Genomic DNA, 17,963 nt, shown 5'->3' with positions numbered 1-17,963 from the left:
GTATTAATCAATGTTATCAAGTTTCACAGCCAGTCCGGTGCGGAGCTGCAGTGTTCCTGAAGTAATGATTGTATCTCCCATGTGTAGTCCTCTTATCACTTGCACTTCGGATGCTGTACGGATACCGGTAATAATATCCACCGGTTCGGCTTTCCCCGATTTATACAGGTAGACTTTATCTTTCCCCATTTCCGGCACAATAGCTTCCGTAGGGATAGCGATTGCATCGGGAATCTCTTCCTTTTTCAATAAAACACTGGTATAGCGTCCCGGCAGCAGGATGTGGTTTACATTCGGATAAAGTGCGCGGGCTGTGAATTGGTGCAGATTCGGGTCGATTGCCGATTCTACTGCATATACTTGTGCGCCGAAGGCATCTAGTTTACCTTCAACGCTGAAATTCAGGTTGGTTCCTTTTTTAATCTGCTTGGCATAACGTTCCGGTACGGAGAACTCTACTTTCAGCGGGGCGATTTTAGTCAACTTCGCAACGACAGTGGTCGGAGAGGCGTACGTGCCGACACTGACCTGTCGGAGTCCGATAATCCCGTCAAACGGGGCACGGAGCTCGGTCAATTCGATATTCGCTTTCACTATTTCAATATCGGCATTCAGCGTTGCTAAATCTGTCTTAACTTGTTCGTAGGCTTCCTTGCTGACTGCATCCCGTTTCAGCAGGGCGTCCTGACGGAAAACACGGTCTTCTGCCAGTTTCAGTTGTGAAACCAGTCGTTGTAGTTGTGCCTGTAACTGTCGGTCGTTTACCTTGGCTAGTAACTGGCCTTTCTTGACAGACGTACCTTCTTCAAAGTTGATTTCGACTATTTTTCCGGAAGTTTCGAAAGACAAATCTACTTCTTCATCTGGTAGAAGTACACCGGTAGTCGTAAATTCATCCGTCAATAATTGTGGTTTTATGACTTTGGCATTTACGTTTAAGATTTGTTTTCCTTTTTTTTGATTACCACCCATTACTTTGTCGGCGGCTACCAGTTCGTCGTTTTTCTTTGGTAATTGTGAGTAGATTCCTCCTCCGATAATTCCGGCACCAACGAGGATAATGATGCCCCATTTAGTTTTCTTATTCATGGTTTAGTATCGTATGTATAGCATGTTATATAATATCTTCACAAACTTAGACACTCTCTGAAAGGAAAGGTTTAATGAGAGAAATGGTAAAAAAGAGTTAATCAATCGAAAGAAAAAAAGAGTGCTAGTAAGCAGCCCGGTACTTTCCTTCTTCTTTATCCTCCAGCATATTCAGATAAGAAGCATAGCGAGATTCGCTGATTAAATGCTCCTCTACCGCTTTGCGCACAGCACATCCCGGTTCGTGACGATGCGTGCAGTTGCCATATTTGCACTCGGCGGAAACTTTGAATATTTCAGGAAAATAATGACCAATTTCTTCTTCCTCCATATCGAATGTTCCGAAACCTTTGATGCCCGGAGTATCAATAATATATCCGTCTCCGTCTACCGGGAACATTTCGGAGAAAGTGGTGGTATGCATTCCCTTATTGTGATAAGTGGAGATTTCGCCGGTTTTTGTTTCAATTCCCGGCAGTATAGCATTGATAAGAGTCGATTTCCCTACACCCGAATGTCCGGAGAAAAGAGTAATCTTACCTTCGAGCGCCTTTTTGATTTCGTCTATTCCGTCACCGTTCTTTGCGGAAACCTTGAAACAAGGGTAGCCGATATGCGTATACAGGTTAATAAGTGCGTCCAGATAATGCAATTCTTCTTCGTTGTAAACGTCTACCTTATTAAATACTAATTTGACGGGAACCCGATAGGCTTCTGCGGACGCAAGAAAACGGTCGATAAAAATGGTGGAAGTCTCGGGATAGTTGACAGTTACCACCAACATACATTGGTCGAGGTTGGCGGCAAGTATATGCGATTGTTTAGAAAGATTGGAAGAACGACGGATGATGTAGTTCTTCCTATCTTCTATTTCGTTGATAAAAGCAGTGCCCTCTTGATTGGTTATAATCTGAACACGGTCGCCCACGGCTATCGGATTGGTACTGCGAATCCCTTTTAACCGGAAATTACCTTTGATCTTACATTCAATAAATTGTCCGTCGTCGGTTTTCACCTGGTACCAACTGCCTGTGTTTTTGATTACTAATCCGTGCACTTGCTTTTTGTTTTTTAAACGGTCATGATTTCTTTATCCTTTTCAGCCAGCATATCATCTATTTGCTTGATATACTTATCGTGGATTTTTTGCAGTTTGGCTTCCGCATTCTTCTGTTCATCTTCTGCCAATCCGTCTTTTACAGCTTTTTTCAGTGCGTCGATACCGTCACGGCGGGCGTTGCGTACGCTCACTTTGGCAGTTTCACCTTCTCCTTTACACTGTTTGGCCAGTTGTTTACGACGTTCTTCGGTCAATGGGGGAATACCGATACGGATTATTTCACCATTGTTTTCGGGCATGATGCCGAGATCAGAGTCGATAATGGCTTTTTCGATTACACGGAACATACTTTTGTCCCACGGCTTGATAGTGATGCTGCGTGCATCAGGAGTCGTTACGGCTGCTACATTGCTGATAGGAACCATGCTTCCGTAAGAATCTACGCGGATACCGTCCAACAGTCGGGTACTCGCTTTTCCGGCGCGGATATGTGCCAGCGCTTCTTCCAGATACATAATGGCCATATCCATTTTCTCTTGTGCATTGTCAAGGCAAGTCTTTACGTCTACCATATTTTTTGATAATTAAAGTTGCTATTCGATTGATTAAGTAGCAAAAGTATATTATTTTTTGTTCACCTGCAACAGCATACTCATCTTTTTTATGAGTGACTTACCGATGATGATTAGGGTAACTGCTGTAATAATCATCAGAATACCGACCATTAAGCGGGGTGTCAGCTTTTCGTGAAACAGAAGGACACCGAAAAATAAAGCGGTCACAGGTTCCAGAGCCCCCAGTATGGCGGTCGGAGTGGAACCTATGTAATGGATAGCCAATGCTGTGCAAACCAGTGATACGGCAGTAGGCAGGATAGCCAGTGCCAATACATCTCCCCAGAGCCACGCGGTAGGTATCACTTGCAAATCCGTCAGGAAGTTCAGACGGACGATGTAGACCGACAGACCGAACAAAATAGCGTAAAAAGTGAGTTTTGTTGTCGATAGGTTTTTCAGTGTCGAGCGGTTGACACCTACTATATATATGGCATAAGATAGCGATGATAGCAGGACAAAGATGATTCCAATGGTAGACAACGGTTTGCCTCCGTCTCCCTGATAAAGCAGGGCAATGCCGGCGAGAGCCAGTAGAATGGAAAAGACGGTGATTGCTGAAATCTTCTCTTTAAAGAACGCTCCCATAATGACCGCTACCATTACCGGATAAACGAACAGGATCGTTGACGCGATTCCTGCATCCATATAGTTGTAGCTCATGAACAGTAGTAAGGAAGAAAACGAAAACAACAATCCCATAATAACCAGCGGAAGAATATCCGCTTTACGAAGGGCGAAAGATTGATGCTGCATCTTCATCAGTATCCCTAGTACGATGACAGCAAAAAAGTAACGATAAAATAAAACAGTATCGACGCTCATGCCGGCTGCATAGAGCGGGAGTGTAAAAAGAGGATTCATACCGTAACTTGCGGCGGCAATCGCTCCATAAATAAAACCTTTGGTTTTGCTGTTCATTGCTTTAAGTCTTTAAAATGGCGTGCAAAAGTACACAGTTCACTGATGATAAACAAGTGTTTAGCCTGTTGATAGTATAATTTAATCTTTCGTGTGCTAAAAACTATTATTTTGGCTGCATAAAACTAATCCTGTTTATGCGATCGGAAGATTAAATAAGTGTAGCCGGAAGAATAATTCTTAGGCAAATAGGGAAACTATATGCACGGAAGAAATTGTACCCTTAGAACCAAATCGCCTTTTTCATTGTATCCTATCCAATGCTTGGGAGTTTCTCGTCTTGTACAGATAAACAGGGGGCAGGTAAAATCCGGCTTCTCGGATTTGTTGAAGAAATTTATAGAAATTAATAGCGATAATGCGATAGGAGAGTATATATGCTCTGTCTATCGCTCATCGCTATAATAAATCCTAATTCCCTTATTTACCGGGAACGTCCTCTTTTTATAATTAGTTGTGTACAATTGTACCTATTTCTTCTCCGCTGATTACTTTTTTCAGATTGCCTACCGTATCCATGTCGAAAACGACAATGGGCAGGTTGTTTTCTTTGCACATACAAGTAGCCGTCAGATCCATTACTTTCAGGCCACGTTTCAGCACTTCATCGTAAGTGATGTCGTGGAACTTGATTGCCGTAGGGTCTTTCTCCGGGTCGGCTGTATAAATGCCGTCCACACGAGTCCCTTTCAGCATCACGTCTGCCTCGATTTCGATTCCTCTCAATGAAGATCCTGTATCGGTAGTAAAGAAAGGATTTCCCGTTCCTGCAGACATGATGACGATTTCACCGTTTTCCATGTGTTCGATCGCTTTCCACTTACTATAAAATTCGCCGATCGGTTCCATGCGGACTGCTGTAAGCACACGGGCTTTCACCCCGGCAGCTACCAAGGCCGAACTCAATGCCAGACTATTGATAACAGTTGCCAGCATCCCCATTTGGTCGCCTTTCACACGGTCGAATCCTTTATTGGCTCCACTCAAACCACGGAAAATGTTTCCTCCGCCAATCACGATGCCGATCTGTACGCCTTGTTCATGAATTTCTTTGATTTGTGCAGCATATTCTGCCAGTCTTTTTTCATCAATGCCATATTGCTTTTCGCCCATAAGGCTTTCTCCGCTTAATTTCAGCAAGACTCTTTTATACTTTGCCATACCTTTTTTATTTTATTATTTGCCGCAAATATAGAGATAATTTATTGGATAGCCTCATTGCGGTACGATTACTTTTCTCACGATTTGCCTTCCGATAAAGGTTTGTACAATTCCTCTCAATGAAAGATAAATGAGGAAAGCGAGCCACAAAGCATGATTGCCTAAAAAGTCATGGAAAGCATAGTAGACGAGGAAAAAGCTGGCAGAAGCAATCAGCATTGAATAAAGCATGGAACGGGTGGCAGTGGCACCGATAAAAACTCCGTCCCACAGAAAAGCGGAAAAACCGGCCAACGGAATGGCGAGTGCCCAATAGAAGTAGGTGTCGGAAGCGTTTATTACTGAAGTGTCATTAGTCAGTAATTCGAGAAAGCCTTTTCCGCCTATTGCATACAAAAGGGTGAATGCTGCAGAAAGACCGACGCCCCAATAGAACAGGTGATTGACTGTGTTACGGAGAGCCGGTTGGTTTCTTGCGCCTATATAACGTCCTGCTAACGCTTCACCGGCATAAGCAAAACCGTCCATGATATAAGAAAAGAGAGTGAATAATTGCATGAGCAATGTGTTTACGGCTAATACGATCTCGCCTTGTGCGGCTCCGGCTGAAGTGAAAAACATAGTGACGATAACCAAGCAAAGTGTACGGAAGAATATATCCCGGTTGACCTGAAAGAAGCGGTACATAGCTTGTTTCTGCCATATCTCCCGCCAGGCAATTCGTTTGCGGAGTTTGCTGTAATAACGGATATATAGTAATATTGCCATTATGAACCCTGCATATTGGGCGATAAGGGTTCCGGTAGCTACTCCTGCCACTTTCATGTCCAGCAGATAGACAAGGCATAAGCTGGCTGTGATATTGACGATATTTTGCGTAATGGCGATATACATCGGGAAACGTGAATTTTGCATTCCGATAAACCAGCCTGCAAATCCATACAACCCTAACATGGCAGGTGCTCCCCAGATACAGATATAGAAATAGGTGGTTGCCAGTTGTTCAACTTCCGGAGTCGTCTGTATAAAAGTAAATGCAAGTTTTAGGATAGGATACTGGAGTATTAACAGACAGATTGCAATGGATAGACCGACGCCGACGGAGCGGAGTAATAACCGGGTGATTTCATTCAAGTCATGTTGCCCGTAAGCCTGCGAGGTCATGCCGCTCGTCCCCATACGGAGGAAACCGAAAATCCAGTAGATGATGTTGAATAACATTCCTCCTACGGCAATGGCTCCGATATAGGCCGGAGAACCGAGGTGACCGACGATAGTTACGTCAATCAATCCCAGTAAAGGGACGGTGATATTCGATATAATGGACGGTATGGCAATCTGTAATATGCGTCTGTTTTCGGAGTACAATTTTATATTTATCATCTTGTAGAAACACTTTTATCTAAATGATTGTTCTTTTTGTGAACAAAGGTACGTTTTTTATTTTTTTGTTGTATCTTTGTGTGTCACGAACTAAATAGCAATGTAACGGATTATGAGAACCTTAACTATATTTTTTTTGTCTCTGTTTTCATTGCCGCTGATGCTGAATGCACAGTCGGTTGATGAGATGTTGCAGAAAGTGTCTGCCGCTATTGAAGCCGGGCAGCAAGGGCAGGCTATGAGCTATTTCCGTCAAACGATTAGCTTGAATATAGATCGTACGGAAATGTATTATTGGACAAATATTGATAAGAGCAGTGAGATTAGTGTGAAGTTGGCTAACGAGCTGGCTATTGCATTTAGAAAGAAACGAAATTACGACAAAGCTTATCTGTTCTATAAAGAATTACTTCAAAAGGCTCCCAATAATGTAGCTTATCTGGAATCTTGTGCAGAAATGCAGGTATGTCGTGGGCAGGAAAAGGATGCTTTGCGAATGTATGAGACGATATTGCAACTGGATGCGGACAACTTAGCTGCTAACATCTTCTTGGGTAATTATTATTATCTAATGGCGGAACAGGAGAAAAAGAAGTTGGAAACCGATTATAAGAAAATTTCTTCCCCTACAAAGATGCAGTACGCACGATACCGCGATGGATTATCGAAATTATTTGCTACGGGATATGAAAAGGCAAGAAATTCTTTGCAGAAGGTTGTTTTAAGGTTTCCTTCTACGGAGGCGCAAAAGACGTTGGACAAGATATTTATAATAGAAAAAGAGGTGAAGCGCTAAGCGGTTCACCTCTTTTTCTATTATAAATGCTATTTTATCATTCTCATCGGAAGTTCCTGTTCCCCGGATAGCGTACGAGTAGTTGTTCTTTCTACTTTGGGACCGGGAACGAGAGGACTATGCATCAACACATAGCGAATACGTTCTTGTTGATTGGGAGTGAAACGGTTTACCCAAGATATATCATAGTCCATTATGTTGTTTGGAGTGGATGTTAGATTAGTGACGCAGTCTTTTCGTTCAAACAATTTGTTAAATTCGCTAAGACTCATGTTCTTTATGCCGTTCTTTGATTCGATATAACTTTGCATCCAATTGCTATATGCTTCTCTATCATAGGTTGGAGTGTCATCGCAATAGTCTGTGTCCATACATGTATTAAGTCCTTCATCATCCGATTCGGAGAATGTATGGAATAATCCGAGATAATGGGCTAATTCATGGGCGATTGTTGCCACTATATCAGTAGAACTATATATTTTTTTAGATTCATTACTTGGTGTACTGTTTATATATGTATTATTAATAGAAATACAATGAGGATATTTGAGCGAACTGTGGCTGGGAATACCATTTAATTGATTTAGTCCTTCTAGATAATCGGGCTTGATTGTATATGGTAAATGAGATATACCTAAAATTACACCTTCAGAATTCTCATCTTGCTTGAAAGGGTAAAGCATGATATTTATGTATTTGTCGGTATCCCACAAATATTTAAGATTAGCTTTGTCTGTCATAAAAACCTCACAGTCTTGCACAGGATTGCTTACTTGAATTGGATGTACACCGGGCTCATCAAGTTTTACCCCTTGAGGATTTTCTGTGGCGAGAACAAATTCAAGGTTCATATCTACGCTGTTACTGCCCAAACGATTTTGATAATATTTATTGCAGTCTGTTATGATCTCCTGAATTCGTCCTTTTTTAATATTCTGTTGTTCATTCTGATAGAGAACATGAAAGACAACTGGAAGTTCATAATGATATTCTATTAGTGGAGGATCGGTGGAATCCGGTTTTGACTCCGGTTCGGAATCTTCACAGCCAATAAGCAACCATAATAATGGAAGCAGGAAAATTAATCTTGTTTTCATAAATAAGGGAGTTTTTCATATAAAACATTGGTTCCAAAGATAATGTTTAAATCAGTTCGTGGACTACTTATTTCAATAAATATTCCACTTCTTTAAACATATAACCTCTTTTTGTTTGTGTTTCGTCCTCTAAAATGAGTCTTCCTTCAGGTTCAACACAAACAATATTAGCCATAAATTCGCCATTGACGTCTTTATACCGGTACATTCCCTCTTTTCTAAAAAGCGACCTTTCATATTGGGCGGTTATGAGTGCCGTATTGTTTTTTTGAAGTAAGTCGTAATAAATTTGAATACGTAGCATTATATGCTCTAATATATTGAATATATCATATTGTTTTCCTGTGATCTGAAATAATGATACGGGATTGGGAGCAGAGCTGTGAAACACTTCCTGATTGATATTTATTCCTACTCCTGCAATGCTTTGGCTGATATTTCTTCCCATTAAGTCATTTTCTATCAACATTCCGCATATTTTCTTATCTTTCCAATAAATATCGTTCGGCCATTTAATAGAAATATTGGTGGTGTAAGTATCCAGTTCTTCCTTGATTGCTAATGATACAATTTGAGAGATAAGGAACTGTTGTCTGGCTTCCAAAAAGACTGGAAAAATCACAAAACTGAAAAGAAGGTTCTTATCAGGTTCTGCTTCCCACGAATTGCCACGTTGTCCTCGTCCGGACGTTTGAAAGTCTGCAACCACAGTGGTGAACTCTTCTGTTTGTTGTCGTGCGCAAAGAGCTTGCAAATAATTGTTGGTAGAGTTCGTTTCATTGATATGAACCAATGGGACCGGAAATCGTTTAGGGGAGCGCATCATATTCTGTACGTAGCTTTTTAGTAAACTTCTTGATTACTTCATCATAAGAATGATCGATCAGTTCTTTTATAAGTTTATCATCTGCATCACTGTCGAAGCGGACGCTGTTCCAGTATTTCTTGTTGAAATGATAAGCTCCTTCGATGCCGGCATAATGTTCGCGCAGTTCAATCGCTTTTTCCGGATCACATTTTAATGCAATACTGTTTGCTCCTTCCAGATCAATAAGGGCAAACATCTTATTCATCACTTTTATGACAAGTGACACATCATCGAAAGGGAAAGATTCAGTTGCTCCTTTCTTGCTGAGGCAGTATTCTCTGACAGTTTCTACGTTCATAACTAATAATTATATAATAAATCTGTATACTCTGCATACTCCGTGTTACTCTGTATTTTCTGTGATGAGCCTCGGAACTTCTTAGAATAAAGGAGGAAGAAATGCTTCCTTGATATGCTCAATCTCGAAATTGCCGTTTTCACCCACTACCGTAATGATATCGAAGCGAACCGGAATGTCAATCTGAAATAGCTTTATGTACGTATCCGCAGCACGTACTGTACGTCTTATTTTCGGTACATCCACAGCATCTTCCGGTTGAGCAAACTCGGTGTTACTGCGAGTCTTTACTTCCACGACCACCAGTTCATTATCTTTTGCTGCTACAATGTCCAGTTCGAAATGTCCTTTACGCCAGTTCCGGTGGCGGATGAGATAATCTTCCTTCTCAAGATAAGCCGCTGCTGCGTTTTCTCCAGCTTTCCCTAAATCATTATGTTTGGCCATCTTTTTTTGCAAATTTACTGCTTTTATTCTTTGTTTTTACAGAAGTAAAAGTAATTTTGCAGAAGATATGAGAAAAAGGAGTAAAAAGTGCCTGAAAATGCACGTCGAATGCACCAAACGGGAACGACGGATGAGCATTTTGTTGAGCGACGACGAACAACAGATTGTTGATCGTTATCTTGAGAAGTATAAGATAACGAACAAGTCACGTTGGCTTCGCGAGACGATTCTCATGTTTATTCACAAGAATATGGAAGAAGATTATCCGACCCTTTTTGGAGAACATGATATGAGACGATAAGAAGATGCTGGACGATACTTACTTCATGAAACAAGCCCTGATAGAGGCGGGCAAAGCTGCCGAACGGGGAGAAGTTCCGGTAGGGGCAGTCGTTGTCTGTAAGGAACGAATTATTGCACGTGCTCATAATCTCACAGAAACGTTGAATGATGTGACGGCTCATGCCGAAATGCAGGCTATCACTGCTGCTGCCAATGTGCTTGGTGGTAAGTATCTGAGTGAATGCACACTCTATGTTACTGTTGAACCTTGCGTGATGTGTGCCGGTGCCATTGCTTGGGCGCAGACCGGAAAGCTAGTGTTTGGTGCCGAAGATGAAAAACGCGGATATCAGAGATATGCGGCAGACGCTTTGCATCCTAAGACAGTTGTTGTAAAAGGCATATTGGCTGATGAATGTGCTGCTCTTATGAGAGAATTCTTTGCGGCGAAACGGAAATAAAATTTATTCTTTTATTTCCTCGAAATCTACATATTCACCATCATCTTGGGTGAATATTTTTTTGTGCTTTCTTGCCGAAGTATTCTCGGACAGAATTTCCTCTTCATCATCATTAGAATTGTACGACCCTTGATTGTAGCTTTGTTGGCTTTGTCCGGTCTTCCCGTGATGTGACGATGACGAACGGCGTCCGATCCCGAAAATTGTTCTTAACAGAAATCCTACAATCGAGAGGCCAAATACGATAATGGCAATAATAAAAAAGAGTATAAATAAAAGTATATGCATCGGGCTATGATTTTTTAGTTGTAACTTTGATAAAACTCATAGTACAACAAACGTGCCAAGAGATTGTTTATTTCATTTTTCTTGTAAAAAGTGAAAGTAAAATATACCATACAATGATGGCTGCAAAGCTGGCAATTTCCAGAAATACAAGGAAGGGAATGCAGATAATCAGGAATATAAAACTTATTTTGTTGTCCTTCCATGAGAGATTCTTGAATTTCAGGGAAAACATCGGTATCTCGGATACCAACAGCCACGAAAACAGACATACTAATATAAAAAGGTAGACAGGATGACAGGTTTCGGAGACCAGCAAGTCATGTGCGCCTGCTACTAAAGAACCCCAAAACAATGCATTTGCAGGAACTGGCAGCCCTACGAAAGAGCTTGTCTGCCGTGTGTCATTATTGAACTTGGCCAAGCGCAGCGCGGAGAACACGGAAATCAAAAATGCCGCATAGGGTAGGTAAGGAGCAATAAACTCCATGGTTGCCGGATAGTACATCTCTTTGAACAGAGAGAAGACAATCAATGAAGGAGCGACACCGAAACTGACGTCATCTGCCAATGAGTCCAGATCCTTTCCGATGATTGAGTGAGCGTTGAGTGCACGTGCCAGCAGTCCGTCGAAGAAATCGAAGATAGAGCTTAAAACGATGAAAAGTAATGCCAGCTCATATTTGGCTTCAAAAGCCATAACGCAGGCGATACAACCGGAGAAAAGGTTCAGGCAGGTTACTGTATTGGGAATATTATTTTTAATAACGTTTGTCATTGCGACCGAATTATTTAAGTTTGGCGATAACCGTCTGGTTACCGGTCGTTAACTGTCCCATACTGACACAAACTTCTGTACCAAGGGGCAAATATACATCCACACGGGAACCGAATTTGATGAATCCCATGTGCTCGTCAATATAACATTCTTCGCCTACTTCAGCATAGGTGACGATGCGGCGTGCCACAGCCCCGGCTATCTGGCGGGTAAGTATTTCTACTCCTTCCGGAGTTTCGATAACGACTGTCGAACGTTCGTTTTCCGTGCTGGCTTTCGGCAACCAGGCTTTCATAAAATTACCGTTGTGGTGGGCGACCTTCTTGATTGTTCCATCCACCGGATACCAGTTGGCGTGCACATTAACGATGCTCATAAAGATAGAAACCATTAACCGGCGGTCGTGGAAATATTCATTCTCGTCTACTTCTTCAATGACGACAATCTTTCCGTCGGCGGGGGCTACGACTATTTTTTCCGTATCTTGTCCGAAAAGGCGGATGGGACAGCGGAAGAAGTTCACCATTAGCAGATAGACAACGATGCTCGCCACTGCTACCACATAAAAAGGTATTTTGCAATCGATCCCCCAATAAAGAGCGGCATTAATCAATAGCAGCAGCAAGAAGCTACCCCATAATATATGTGTTCCTTCGCGGTGAATACGTATCTTTTTTAATTTTTTTAGTCGACCCATGAATGCTGTTTAATGATATTGTCTGCAAAAATATACTTAATTTAAAAAATCAGCAAGTAATTCAGCATAGAAATGTGAATGTTGATAACTTTTTGAGGATTATTTTTGTTTATAACGCGGGAGGTAGTAATTTTATGCCTTCAAATAAAGACTTATCATTATGCAGGATTTCGTTCATTTACACGTCCATACGCAATATTCCCTTTTGGACGGTCAGGCTAGCGTCGCTCGTCTGGTCGATAAAGCAATGCAGAATGGAATGAAGGGTATTGCCGTGACCGATCATGGAAATATGTTCGGTATTAAGGAATTTACGAACTACGTCAATAAGAAGAATAGTGGTCCGAAAGGTGAAATCAAGGACCTGAAAAAACGGTTGGTGGGAATTGAAGCCGGCTCCATAGAGTGTGAAGATAAAGAGGCGGAGGTTGCAGCTTGTAAAGCAAAGATAGTGGAGGCGGAAAACAAACTGTTCAAACCGATTATTGGGTGCGAAATGTATGTTGCCCGCCGCACAATGGATCTGAAAGAAGGCAAACAGGACCAGAGCGGTTATCACTTGATTGTATTAGCCAAGAATGAGACTGGCTATCATAACCTTATAAAATTAGTATCGCACGCATGGACGCGCGGATATTATATGCGTCCGCGTACAGACCGCAGCGAACTGGAAAAATATCACGAAGGATTAATGGTTTGTTCCGCTTGTCTCGGTGGCGAGATACCGAAGCGGATTACCAATGACCAGTTTGCCGAAGCGGAAGAAGCTATTCAGTGGTATAAGAATCTGTTCGGCGATGATTTTTACCTTGAAATGCAGCGCCATAAAGCAACTGTTCCCCGGGCCAATCACGAGTGCTACCCTTTGCAGGTAAAAGTGAACAAATATCTTATGGAATATTCCAAGAAGTTCAATGTCAAGTTGGTTTGTACAAATGACGTTCATTTCGTGGATGAAGAAAATGCCGAAGCACATGACCGTCTGATCTGTTTGAGTACCGGTAAGGATATGGATGATCCTACCCGTATGCTCTATACCAAGCAGGAATGGATGAAGACACGAGAAGAGATGAACGAGCTCTTTGCCGATGTGCCGGAAGCGTTGAGTAATACATTGGAACTTCTCGATAAAGTAGAATATTATTCTATCGACCATGCCCCTATCATGCCTACTTTTGCCATTCCCGAGGATTTCGGAACGGAAGAAGAATACCGGCAGAAGTTTACGGAGAAAGACCTTTATGATGAGTTCACTCAAGATGAGCATGGCAATGTGGTGTTGAGTGAAGAAGATGGAAAGGCGAAAATCAAGCGTCTGGGCGGATATGATAAATTGTATCGTATCAAACTTGAAGGGGACTATCTGGCTAAACTGGCTTTCGACGGAGCAAAAAGAATATATGGTGAACCGTTGACGGAGGAAGTGAAGGAGCGTATGAACTTCGAATTGTACATCATGAAGACGATGGGTTTCCCCGGATACTTCTTGATTGTGCAGGACTTTATCAACGCCGCTCGCAAAGAGCTCGGAGTGTCGGTAGGTCCGGGACGTGGTTCGGCTGCCGGTTCGGCGGTGGCCTACTGTCTGGGTATCACAAAGATCGACCCTATCCAGTACGACTTACTGTTCGAGCGTTTCCTGAACCCGGACCGTATCTCATTACCTGATATTGATGTGGACTTTGATGATGACGGTCGTGGCGAGGTACTTCGTTGGGTAACGAATAAATATGGTCAAGAGAAGGTGGCTCATATCATCACGTATGGCACAATGGCTACGAAACTGGCTATCAAGGACGTTGCCCGTGTGCAGAAACTCCCTCTCTCGGAATCCGACCGTCTGGCTAAACTAGTACCCGATAAGATTCCCGATAAGAAACTGAATCTCCGCAATGCGATAGAATATGTCCCGGAGTTGCAGGCTGCCGAAGCCTCTTCCGATCCTTTGGTACGGGATACGATCAAGTATGCCAAGATGCTCGAAGGAAACGTTCGTGGCACTGGTGTGCATGCCTGCGGTACGATTATTTGTCGTGATGATATTACCGACTGGGTGCCTGTCAGCACTGCCGATGATAAGGAGACAGGTGAAAAAATGCTTGTCACCCAATATGAAGGTTCGGTGATTGAAGATACCGGATTAATCAAAATGGACTTCCTCGGACTGAAAACTCTTTCCATTATTAAGGAAGCCGTCGAGAATATCCGCCTGAGCCGCAGCTTGGAAATTGATGTAGACCAGATAGATATTAACGACCCTGCCACTTACAAACTATATAGTGACGGACGCACAATTGGTACATTCCAGTTTGAATCTGCCGGTATGCAGAAGTATCTGCGCGAATTACAGCCTTCTACTTTTGAGGATTTGATAGCCATGAATGCTCTGTACCGTCCGGGACCTATGGATTATATTCCTGATTTTATCGACCGCAAGCATGGACGCAAGCCTATCGAGTATGATATTCCGGTTATGGAGAAATACTTGAAAGATACCTACGGAATCACGGTATATCAGGAACAGGTGATGCTTTTGTCACGTCTGCTGGCAGACTTTACCCGTGGTGAGTCCGACGCCCTTCGTAAAGCAATGGGTAAGAAGTTGCGTGACAAGCTGGATCACATGAAACCTAAATTTATTGAAGGAGGACGTAAGAACGGACACGACCCGAAAGTACTTGAAAAGATTTGGACGGACTGGGAAAAGTTTGCGTCTTACGCTTTCAATAAGTCACACGCTACCTGTTACTCATGGGTCGCTTACCAGACAGCTTATCTGAAAGCAAACTACCCATCTGAATATATGGCGGCTGTAATGAGCCGAAGCTTGTCGAACATCACGGACATCACGAAGTTGATGGACGAATGTAAGGCAATGGGTATCCAGACATTGGGACCGGATGTAAATGAGAGTAACCTGAAGTTTACGGTAAATCATGATGGTAATATCCGTTTCGGACTCGGTGCCGTGAAAGGAGTAGGTGAGGCTGCTGTACAAAGCATCATGGAGGAGCGTAAGAAGAACGGTCCTTTCCTTGGAATCTTCGACTTTGTGCAACGCGTCAACCTGAATGCCTGTAACAAGAAAAATATGGAATGCCTGGCATTGGCCGGCGGATTCGACAGTTTCCCAGAGCTGAAACGTGAACAGTATTTTGCCGCTAACTCGAAAGGTGAATTATTCTTGGAAACATTGATGCGTTATGGCAACCGCTATCAGGCAGACAAAGCTGCTGCCGTCAATTCTCTGTTCGGAGGCGAAAACGTAATTGACGTCGCTACCCCCGAAATTCCGCAGGGAGTGGAACGTTGGAGCGATCTCGACCGCTTGAACCGTGAACGTGACTTGGTTGGTATCTATCTTTCCGCTCATCCGTTGGATGAATTTTCCATTGTGCTGGAACACGTTTGCAATACTCGTATGAGCGAACTGGAAGATAAAGCAGCCCTGGCAGGACGCGAAATAACCATGGGAGGAATTGTGACCAGTGTTCGTCGTGGAGTCAGCAAGAATGGTAATCCGTATGGCATTGCCAAGATTGAGGACTATTCCGGCTCTACCGAAATCCCGTTTTGGGGAAATGACTGGGTGACTTATCAAGGGTACCTCAATGAAGGAACTTTCCTGTATATCAAGGCCCGTTGCCAAGCCAAACAGTGGCGGCAGGATGAACTGGAAATCAAGATTACCTCTATGGAACTTCTTCCGGATGTGAAAGAAGAACTGGTACAGAAAATCACGATTATTATTCCTTTGTCGGTATTGAATACAGCTCTGGTTACTGAACTGGCAACCCTCACGAAAGAGTCTCCGGGCAATACGGAACTTTATTTTAAGGTGACGGATGACAGCGATACCAACCACATGTCGGTCGATCTGATTTCCCGCCCCATCAAACTTTCGGTGGGAAGAGATTTAATAACATATTTAAAAGAGCGTCCGGAACTTGGATTCCGCATAAATTGATTATATTTGTAGCGCAATAAAAACGAGAAGATATATATTAATAATAAACTTAATACTTATAAGAAATGGCTTTAGAAATTACAGACAGCAACTATAAGGAAGTTCTTGCAGAAGGCAAGCCGGTTGTTGTTGATTTTTGGGCTCCTTGGTGTGGCCCTTGCAAAATGGTGGCTCCTATTATTGAAGAATTGGCAGCAGAGTTTGAAGGACAAGTAATCATCGGTAAGTGTGATGTGGATGAAAATGGCGATATGGCTGCCGAATACGGCATCCGCAATATCCCTACCGTCCTGTTTTTCAAGAATGGTGAGATTGTGGACAAGCAGGTCGGTGCAGTCGGCAAACCTGTATTCGTAGAAAAAGTAAAGAAGCTTTTATAGTCGATCATACTTAAGACTTAAAATATATGGGACTGGAAGACGATTTTTTATTAGCAGATGCTGATGATGAAAAGACCATCGAGTTTATCAAAAACTATCTGCCTCAAGAACTGAAAGAGAAGTTCTCGGACGATGAGTTGTATTATTTCCTTGACTTAATCGACGAGTATTACTCTGAAAGTGGAATTCTCGACGCTCAACCCGATGAAGACGGCTACGTTGACATCGACTTGGAAGAAGTGGTGGCTTACATCGTAAAAGAAGCCAAAAAGGATGAAATGGGAGAATACGATCCCGAAGAAGTCCTCTTTGTGGTTCAGGGAGAAATGGAATACGGAGACTCTCTGGGACAAGCGGACTAGAACGCGGTGTCCGGTCTCATAGTGGATAATACAAAATAAAAGAGGCTGTCTCATTTTTCTATTTTGAGACAGCCTCTTTCTGCGTAGGGAAATTGAAATTTCTAACCGTGGAAACTAGAGTTCCCAAGTGCGGAAACGACAATGAACGCATCGCTACGGATCTTTGGTACAAAGGGAACGGGCAGTAAATAAAGTAGTCTTTATATCTCTTCCAATGCATAATACTGATAATCCCGAAGCACTGTTTGAAGGAATTTCTCCTGATTGTTGTCGCGTGGAGTAATGGAAAGCAACTCCTGCACCTTTTGGGCTAGTAGCAAGATACGTCGCGGACGGTCTTTCTCACTGGATTGCAGTGTTCGTGTAATGACATTTACCTGTTCGAGTGATAAATCGGCGGATTGCGGATAGACCGGATGATAATCTTTGGTCAGATAGTCAAATTCATCAAGGCTGACGTGTATCTTACGATAGTTTTTTTCCTTAATCACCATTGTTCCGGCAGCAAGATCCCCTATTCGTTGACTGTTTTTTGTCAACAGGACCACCAGAATGCCTAAACCGCCCGTAATTGGACCGTCAATAGGAAAAAGCAGCCAGCGCAACAGGTAAGAGCTGATACTGGGGGTGGTACCGTCGGCTTTGACAACACGGATATTCATTATACGCTTGCCGAAACTCTGCCCGTGGTTGAATGTCTCGCAAAGAAAAGAATAACCGAGTATCGGTAAATAAATAACGCAGAGAAAGAAAATGAGGGTAAATCCCGAAGGCAACCGCAGTTCGGTTAAGAGGGTGGCAGTAGAATATACGTAGATTACGATTAGGAAATAATCGATAACTAATGCCAACAGTCGTTCGCCAATACTGGCGGGCGTCTGGCTGATACGGACGAATTGGCCGGTTATAATCGTAGATTCTGCCATTTCTGATTAAACATTCTTAGGATTCCGTTGCAAATATATCATATTTCTCTTACTTTTGCTTCCGGTTTCGGACAAAACTTATCCGAAATCC

The 17,963-nt window shown here is 42.6% G+C and carries 20 protein-coding genes and 1 pseudogene; 7 read left to right on the top strand and 14 right to left on the bottom strand.

Features of this window, described 5'->3' with window-relative positions:
• Nucleotides 1–3: 3 nt before the first annotated feature.
• The 4 genes from CGC64_RS00370 to CGC64_RS00355 all read right to left on the bottom strand — a co-directional run bounded on the left by CGC64_RS00370 (nucleotide 4) and on the right by CGC64_RS00355 (nucleotide 3,684).
• The gene (locus tag CGC64_RS00370; RefSeq protein WP_005678652.1) at nucleotides 4–1,089 is read right to left on the bottom strand and encodes an efflux RND transporter periplasmic adaptor subunit; all 1,086 of its coding nucleotides are present in this window, start codon (nucleotides 1,087–1,089) and stop codon (nucleotides 4–6) included.
• A gap of 124 nt (nucleotides 1,090–1,213) precedes the next feature.
• A complete protein-coding gene (rsgA, locus tag CGC64_RS00365; protein ID WP_005682624.1) occupies nucleotides 1,214–2,146 on the bottom strand; it encodes a ribosome small subunit-dependent GTPase A in 933 nt (310 codons plus the stop codon).
• A 14-nt stretch (nucleotides 2,147–2,160) separates the two neighbouring features.
• On the bottom strand, nucleotides 2,161–2,721 hold the full coding sequence (gene frr / locus CGC64_RS00360) for a ribosome recycling factor (RefSeq protein WP_005678654.1): 561 nt from the start codon (nucleotides 2,719–2,721) through the stop codon (nucleotides 2,161–2,163).
• A 51-nt stretch (nucleotides 2,722–2,772) separates the two neighbouring features.
• Entirely contained in the window at nucleotides 2,773–3,684 is a 912-nt protein-coding gene (locus tag CGC64_RS00355) for a DMT family transporter (protein ID WP_005678655.1), read from the bottom strand.
• Between the two features lie 300 nt (nucleotides 3,685–3,984).
• Here CGC64_RS00355 and CGC64_RS19390 point away from each other — a divergent pair.
• Nucleotides 3,985–4,089, top strand: a pseudogene (locus CGC64_RS19390) (DUF4369 domain-containing protein); the annotation flags it as partial.
• 45 nt (nucleotides 4,090–4,134) lie between these two features.
• On the opposite strand, the gene pyrH reads toward CGC64_RS19390, so the two are convergent.
• Both pyrH and CGC64_RS00345 read right to left on the bottom strand, forming a co-directional pair.
• Complete coding sequence (pyrH, locus tag CGC64_RS00350) at nucleotides 4,135–4,845, bottom strand: UMP kinase (protein WP_005678656.1); 711 nt, start codon at nucleotides 4,843–4,845, stop codon at nucleotides 4,135–4,137.
• A gap of 54 nt (nucleotides 4,846–4,899) precedes the next feature.
• Nucleotides 4,900–6,228: an MATE family efflux transporter gene (locus CGC64_RS00345; RefSeq protein ID WP_005678657.1), complete on the bottom strand. Its 1,329-nt coding sequence runs from the start codon at nucleotides 6,226–6,228 to the stop codon at nucleotides 4,900–4,902.
• A 112-nt stretch (nucleotides 6,229–6,340) separates the two neighbouring features.
• Here CGC64_RS00345 and CGC64_RS00340 point away from each other — a divergent pair, with 112 nt between their 5' ends.
• Nucleotides 6,341–7,024: a tetratricopeptide repeat protein gene (locus tag CGC64_RS00340; RefSeq protein ID WP_032855387.1), complete on the top strand. Its 684-nt coding sequence runs from the start codon at nucleotides 6,341–6,343 to the stop codon at nucleotides 7,022–7,024.
• Nucleotides 7,025–7,053: 29 nt separating this feature from the next.
• On the opposite strand, the gene CGC64_RS00335 is transcribed toward CGC64_RS00340, so the two are convergent.
• From CGC64_RS00335 to CGC64_RS00320, 4 genes are all read right to left on the bottom strand, one after another.
• Entirely contained in the window at nucleotides 7,054–8,121 is a 1,068-nt protein-coding gene (locus tag CGC64_RS00335) for a zinc-dependent metalloproteinase lipoprotein (protein ID WP_005678659.1), read from the bottom strand.
• Nucleotides 8,122–8,188: 67 nt separating this feature from the next.
• Nucleotides 8,189–8,947, bottom strand: coding sequence for a biotin--[acetyl-CoA-carboxylase] ligase (locus tag CGC64_RS00330; RefSeq protein ID WP_005678663.1), 759 nt, complete (start codon nucleotides 8,945–8,947; stop codon nucleotides 8,189–8,191).
• On the bottom strand, nucleotides 8,931–9,287 hold the full coding sequence (locus CGC64_RS00325; protein WP_005678664.1) for an MmcQ/YjbR family DNA-binding protein: 357 nt from the start codon (nucleotides 9,285–9,287) through the stop codon (nucleotides 8,931–8,933). The genes CGC64_RS00330 and CGC64_RS00325 overlap by 17 nt, the downstream gene beginning before the upstream one ends.
• A gap of 81 nt (nucleotides 9,288–9,368) precedes the next feature.
• A complete protein-coding gene (locus CGC64_RS00320; protein WP_005678665.1) occupies nucleotides 9,369–9,734 on the bottom strand; it encodes a YraN family protein in 366 nt (121 codons plus the stop codon).
• A gap of 67 nt (nucleotides 9,735–9,801) precedes the next feature.
• Between CGC64_RS00320 and CGC64_RS00315 the strand changes: the two genes are divergently transcribed.
• Both CGC64_RS00315 and CGC64_RS00310 read left to right on the top strand, forming a co-directional pair.
• Nucleotides 9,802–10,035 (top strand): hypothetical protein, encoded by a 234-nt coding sequence (locus CGC64_RS00315; protein WP_005678666.1) that lies wholly within the window; start codon nucleotides 9,802–9,804, stop codon nucleotides 10,033–10,035.
• A gap of 4 nt (nucleotides 10,036–10,039) precedes the next feature.
• Nucleotides 10,040–10,477, top strand: a complete 438-nt coding sequence (locus CGC64_RS00310) for a nucleoside deaminase (RefSeq protein WP_005678668.1) — start codon at nucleotides 10,040–10,042, stop codon at nucleotides 10,475–10,477.
• 3 nt (nucleotides 10,478–10,480) lie between these two features.
• Here CGC64_RS00310 and CGC64_RS00305 read toward each other — a convergent pair whose 3' ends face one another.
• From CGC64_RS00305 to CGC64_RS00295, 3 genes are all read right to left on the bottom strand, one after another.
• A complete protein-coding gene (locus CGC64_RS00305; RefSeq protein WP_005678669.1) occupies nucleotides 10,481–10,765 on the bottom strand; it encodes a DUF4834 family protein in 285 nt (94 codons plus the stop codon).
• Nucleotides 10,766–10,832: 67 nt separating this feature from the next.
• Nucleotides 10,833–11,540: a CDP-diacylglycerol--serine O-phosphatidyltransferase gene (gene pssA, locus CGC64_RS00300; RefSeq protein WP_005682627.1), complete on the bottom strand. Its 708-nt coding sequence runs from the start codon at nucleotides 11,538–11,540 to the stop codon at nucleotides 10,833–10,835.
• Between the two features lie 10 nt (nucleotides 11,541–11,550).
• Nucleotides 11,551–12,237, bottom strand: a complete 687-nt coding sequence (locus CGC64_RS00295; RefSeq protein WP_005678671.1) for a phosphatidylserine decarboxylase family protein — start codon at nucleotides 12,235–12,237, stop codon at nucleotides 11,551–11,553.
• A gap of 160 nt (nucleotides 12,238–12,397) precedes the next feature.
• Between CGC64_RS00295 and dnaE the strand changes: the two genes are divergently transcribed.
• The 3 genes from dnaE (at nucleotide 12,398) to CGC64_RS00275 (ending at nucleotide 16,946) form a co-directional block, all read left to right on the top strand.
• The gene (gene dnaE, locus CGC64_RS00285; RefSeq protein WP_005678673.1) at nucleotides 12,398–16,204 is read left to right on the top strand and encodes a DNA polymerase III subunit alpha; all 3,807 of its coding nucleotides are present in this window, start codon (nucleotides 12,398–12,400) and stop codon (nucleotides 16,202–16,204) included.
• Between the two features lie 65 nt (nucleotides 16,205–16,269).
• Nucleotides 16,270–16,584, top strand: a complete 315-nt coding sequence (trxA, locus tag CGC64_RS00280; RefSeq protein WP_005678674.1) for a thioredoxin — start codon at nucleotides 16,270–16,272, stop codon at nucleotides 16,582–16,584.
• 26 nt (nucleotides 16,585–16,610) lie between these two features.
• Entirely contained in the window at nucleotides 16,611–16,946 is a 336-nt protein-coding gene (locus tag CGC64_RS00275) for a hypothetical protein (protein ID WP_005678675.1), read from the top strand.
• A gap of 200 nt (nucleotides 16,947–17,146) precedes the next feature.
• Here the strand turns inward: CGC64_RS00275 and CGC64_RS00270 are convergent, their stop codons facing one another.
• Complete coding sequence (locus CGC64_RS00270) at nucleotides 17,147–17,872, bottom strand: RDD family protein (RefSeq protein WP_005678676.1); 726 nt, start codon at nucleotides 17,870–17,872, stop codon at nucleotides 17,147–17,149.
• Between the last annotated feature and the right edge of the window lie 91 nt (nucleotides 17,873–17,963).

It is taken from the genome of Bacteroides caccae (assembly GCF_002222615.2).
GTDB classification, from domain to species: Bacteria; Bacteroidota; Bacteroidia; order Bacteroidales; family Bacteroidaceae; genus Bacteroides; species Bacteroides caccae.
The sequence above is the reverse complement of the archived record's forward strand: the minus strand, read 5'-3'. Positions and strand labels throughout refer to the sequence as shown.

Bases quoted from the DNA above. Each gene is read 5' to 3' on its own strand.
- CGC64_RS00355 (WP_005678655.1), bottom strand. From the start codon at position 3,684: ATGAACAGCAAAACCAAAGGTTTTATTTATGGAGCGATTGCCGCCGCA.
- CGC64_RS00315 (WP_005678666.1), top strand. From the start codon at position 9,802: ATGAGAAAAAGGAGTAAAAAGTGCCTGAAAATGCACGTCGAATGCACC.
- pssA (WP_005682627.1), bottom strand. From the start codon at position 11,540: ATGACAAACGTTATTAAAAATAATATTCCCAATACAGTAACCTGCCTG.
- CGC64_RS00320 (WP_005678665.1), bottom strand. From the start codon at position 9,734: ATGGCCAAACATAATGATTTAGGGAAAGCTGGAGAAAACGCAGCAGCG.
- trxA (WP_005678674.1), top strand. From the start codon at position 16,270: ATGGCTTTAGAAATTACAGACAGCAACTATAAGGAAGTTCTTGCAGAA.
- CGC64_RS00295 (WP_005678671.1), bottom strand. From the start codon at position 12,237: ATGGGTCGACTAAAAAAATTAAAAAAGATACGTATTCACCGCGAAGGA.
- CGC64_RS00270 (WP_005678676.1), bottom strand. From the start codon at position 17,872: ATGGCAGAATCTACGATTATAACCGGCCAATTCGTCCGTATCAGCCAG.
- CGC64_RS00340 (WP_032855387.1), top strand. From the start codon at position 6,341: ATGAGAACCTTAACTATATTTTTTTTGTCTCTGTTTTCATTGCCGCTG.
- CGC64_RS00370 (WP_005678652.1), bottom strand. From the start codon at position 1,089: ATGAATAAGAAAACTAAATGGGGCATCATTATCCTCGTTGGTGCCGGA.
- CGC64_RS00345 (WP_005678657.1), bottom strand. From the start codon at position 6,228: ATGATAAATATAAAATTGTACTCCGAAAACAGACGCATATTACAGATT.
- CGC64_RS00275 (WP_005678675.1), top strand. From the start codon at position 16,611: ATGGGACTGGAAGACGATTTTTTATTAGCAGATGCTGATGATGAAAAG.
- frr (WP_005678654.1), bottom strand. From the start codon at position 2,721: ATGGTAGACGTAAAGACTTGCCTTGACAATGCACAAGAGAAAATGGAT.
- CGC64_RS00335 (WP_005678659.1), bottom strand. From the start codon at position 8,121: ATGAAAACAAGATTAATTTTCCTGCTTCCATTATTATGGTTGCTTATT.
- dnaE (WP_005678673.1), top strand. From the start codon at position 12,398: ATGCAGGATTTCGTTCATTTACACGTCCATACGCAATATTCCCTTTTG.
- CGC64_RS00330 (WP_005678663.1), bottom strand. From the start codon at position 8,947: ATGATGCGCTCCCCTAAACGATTTCCGGTCCCATTGGTTCATATCAAT.
- CGC64_RS00325 (WP_005678664.1), bottom strand. From the start codon at position 9,287: ATGAACGTAGAAACTGTCAGAGAATACTGCCTCAGCAAGAAAGGAGCA.
- CGC64_RS00305 (WP_005678669.1), bottom strand. From the start codon at position 10,765: ATGCATATACTTTTATTTATACTCTTTTTTATTATTGCCATTATCGTA.
- CGC64_RS00310 (WP_005678668.1), top strand. From the start codon at position 10,040: ATGCTGGACGATACTTACTTCATGAAACAAGCCCTGATAGAGGCGGGC.
- pyrH (WP_005678656.1), bottom strand. From the start codon at position 4,845: ATGGCAAAGTATAAAAGAGTCTTGCTGAAATTAAGCGGAGAAAGCCTT.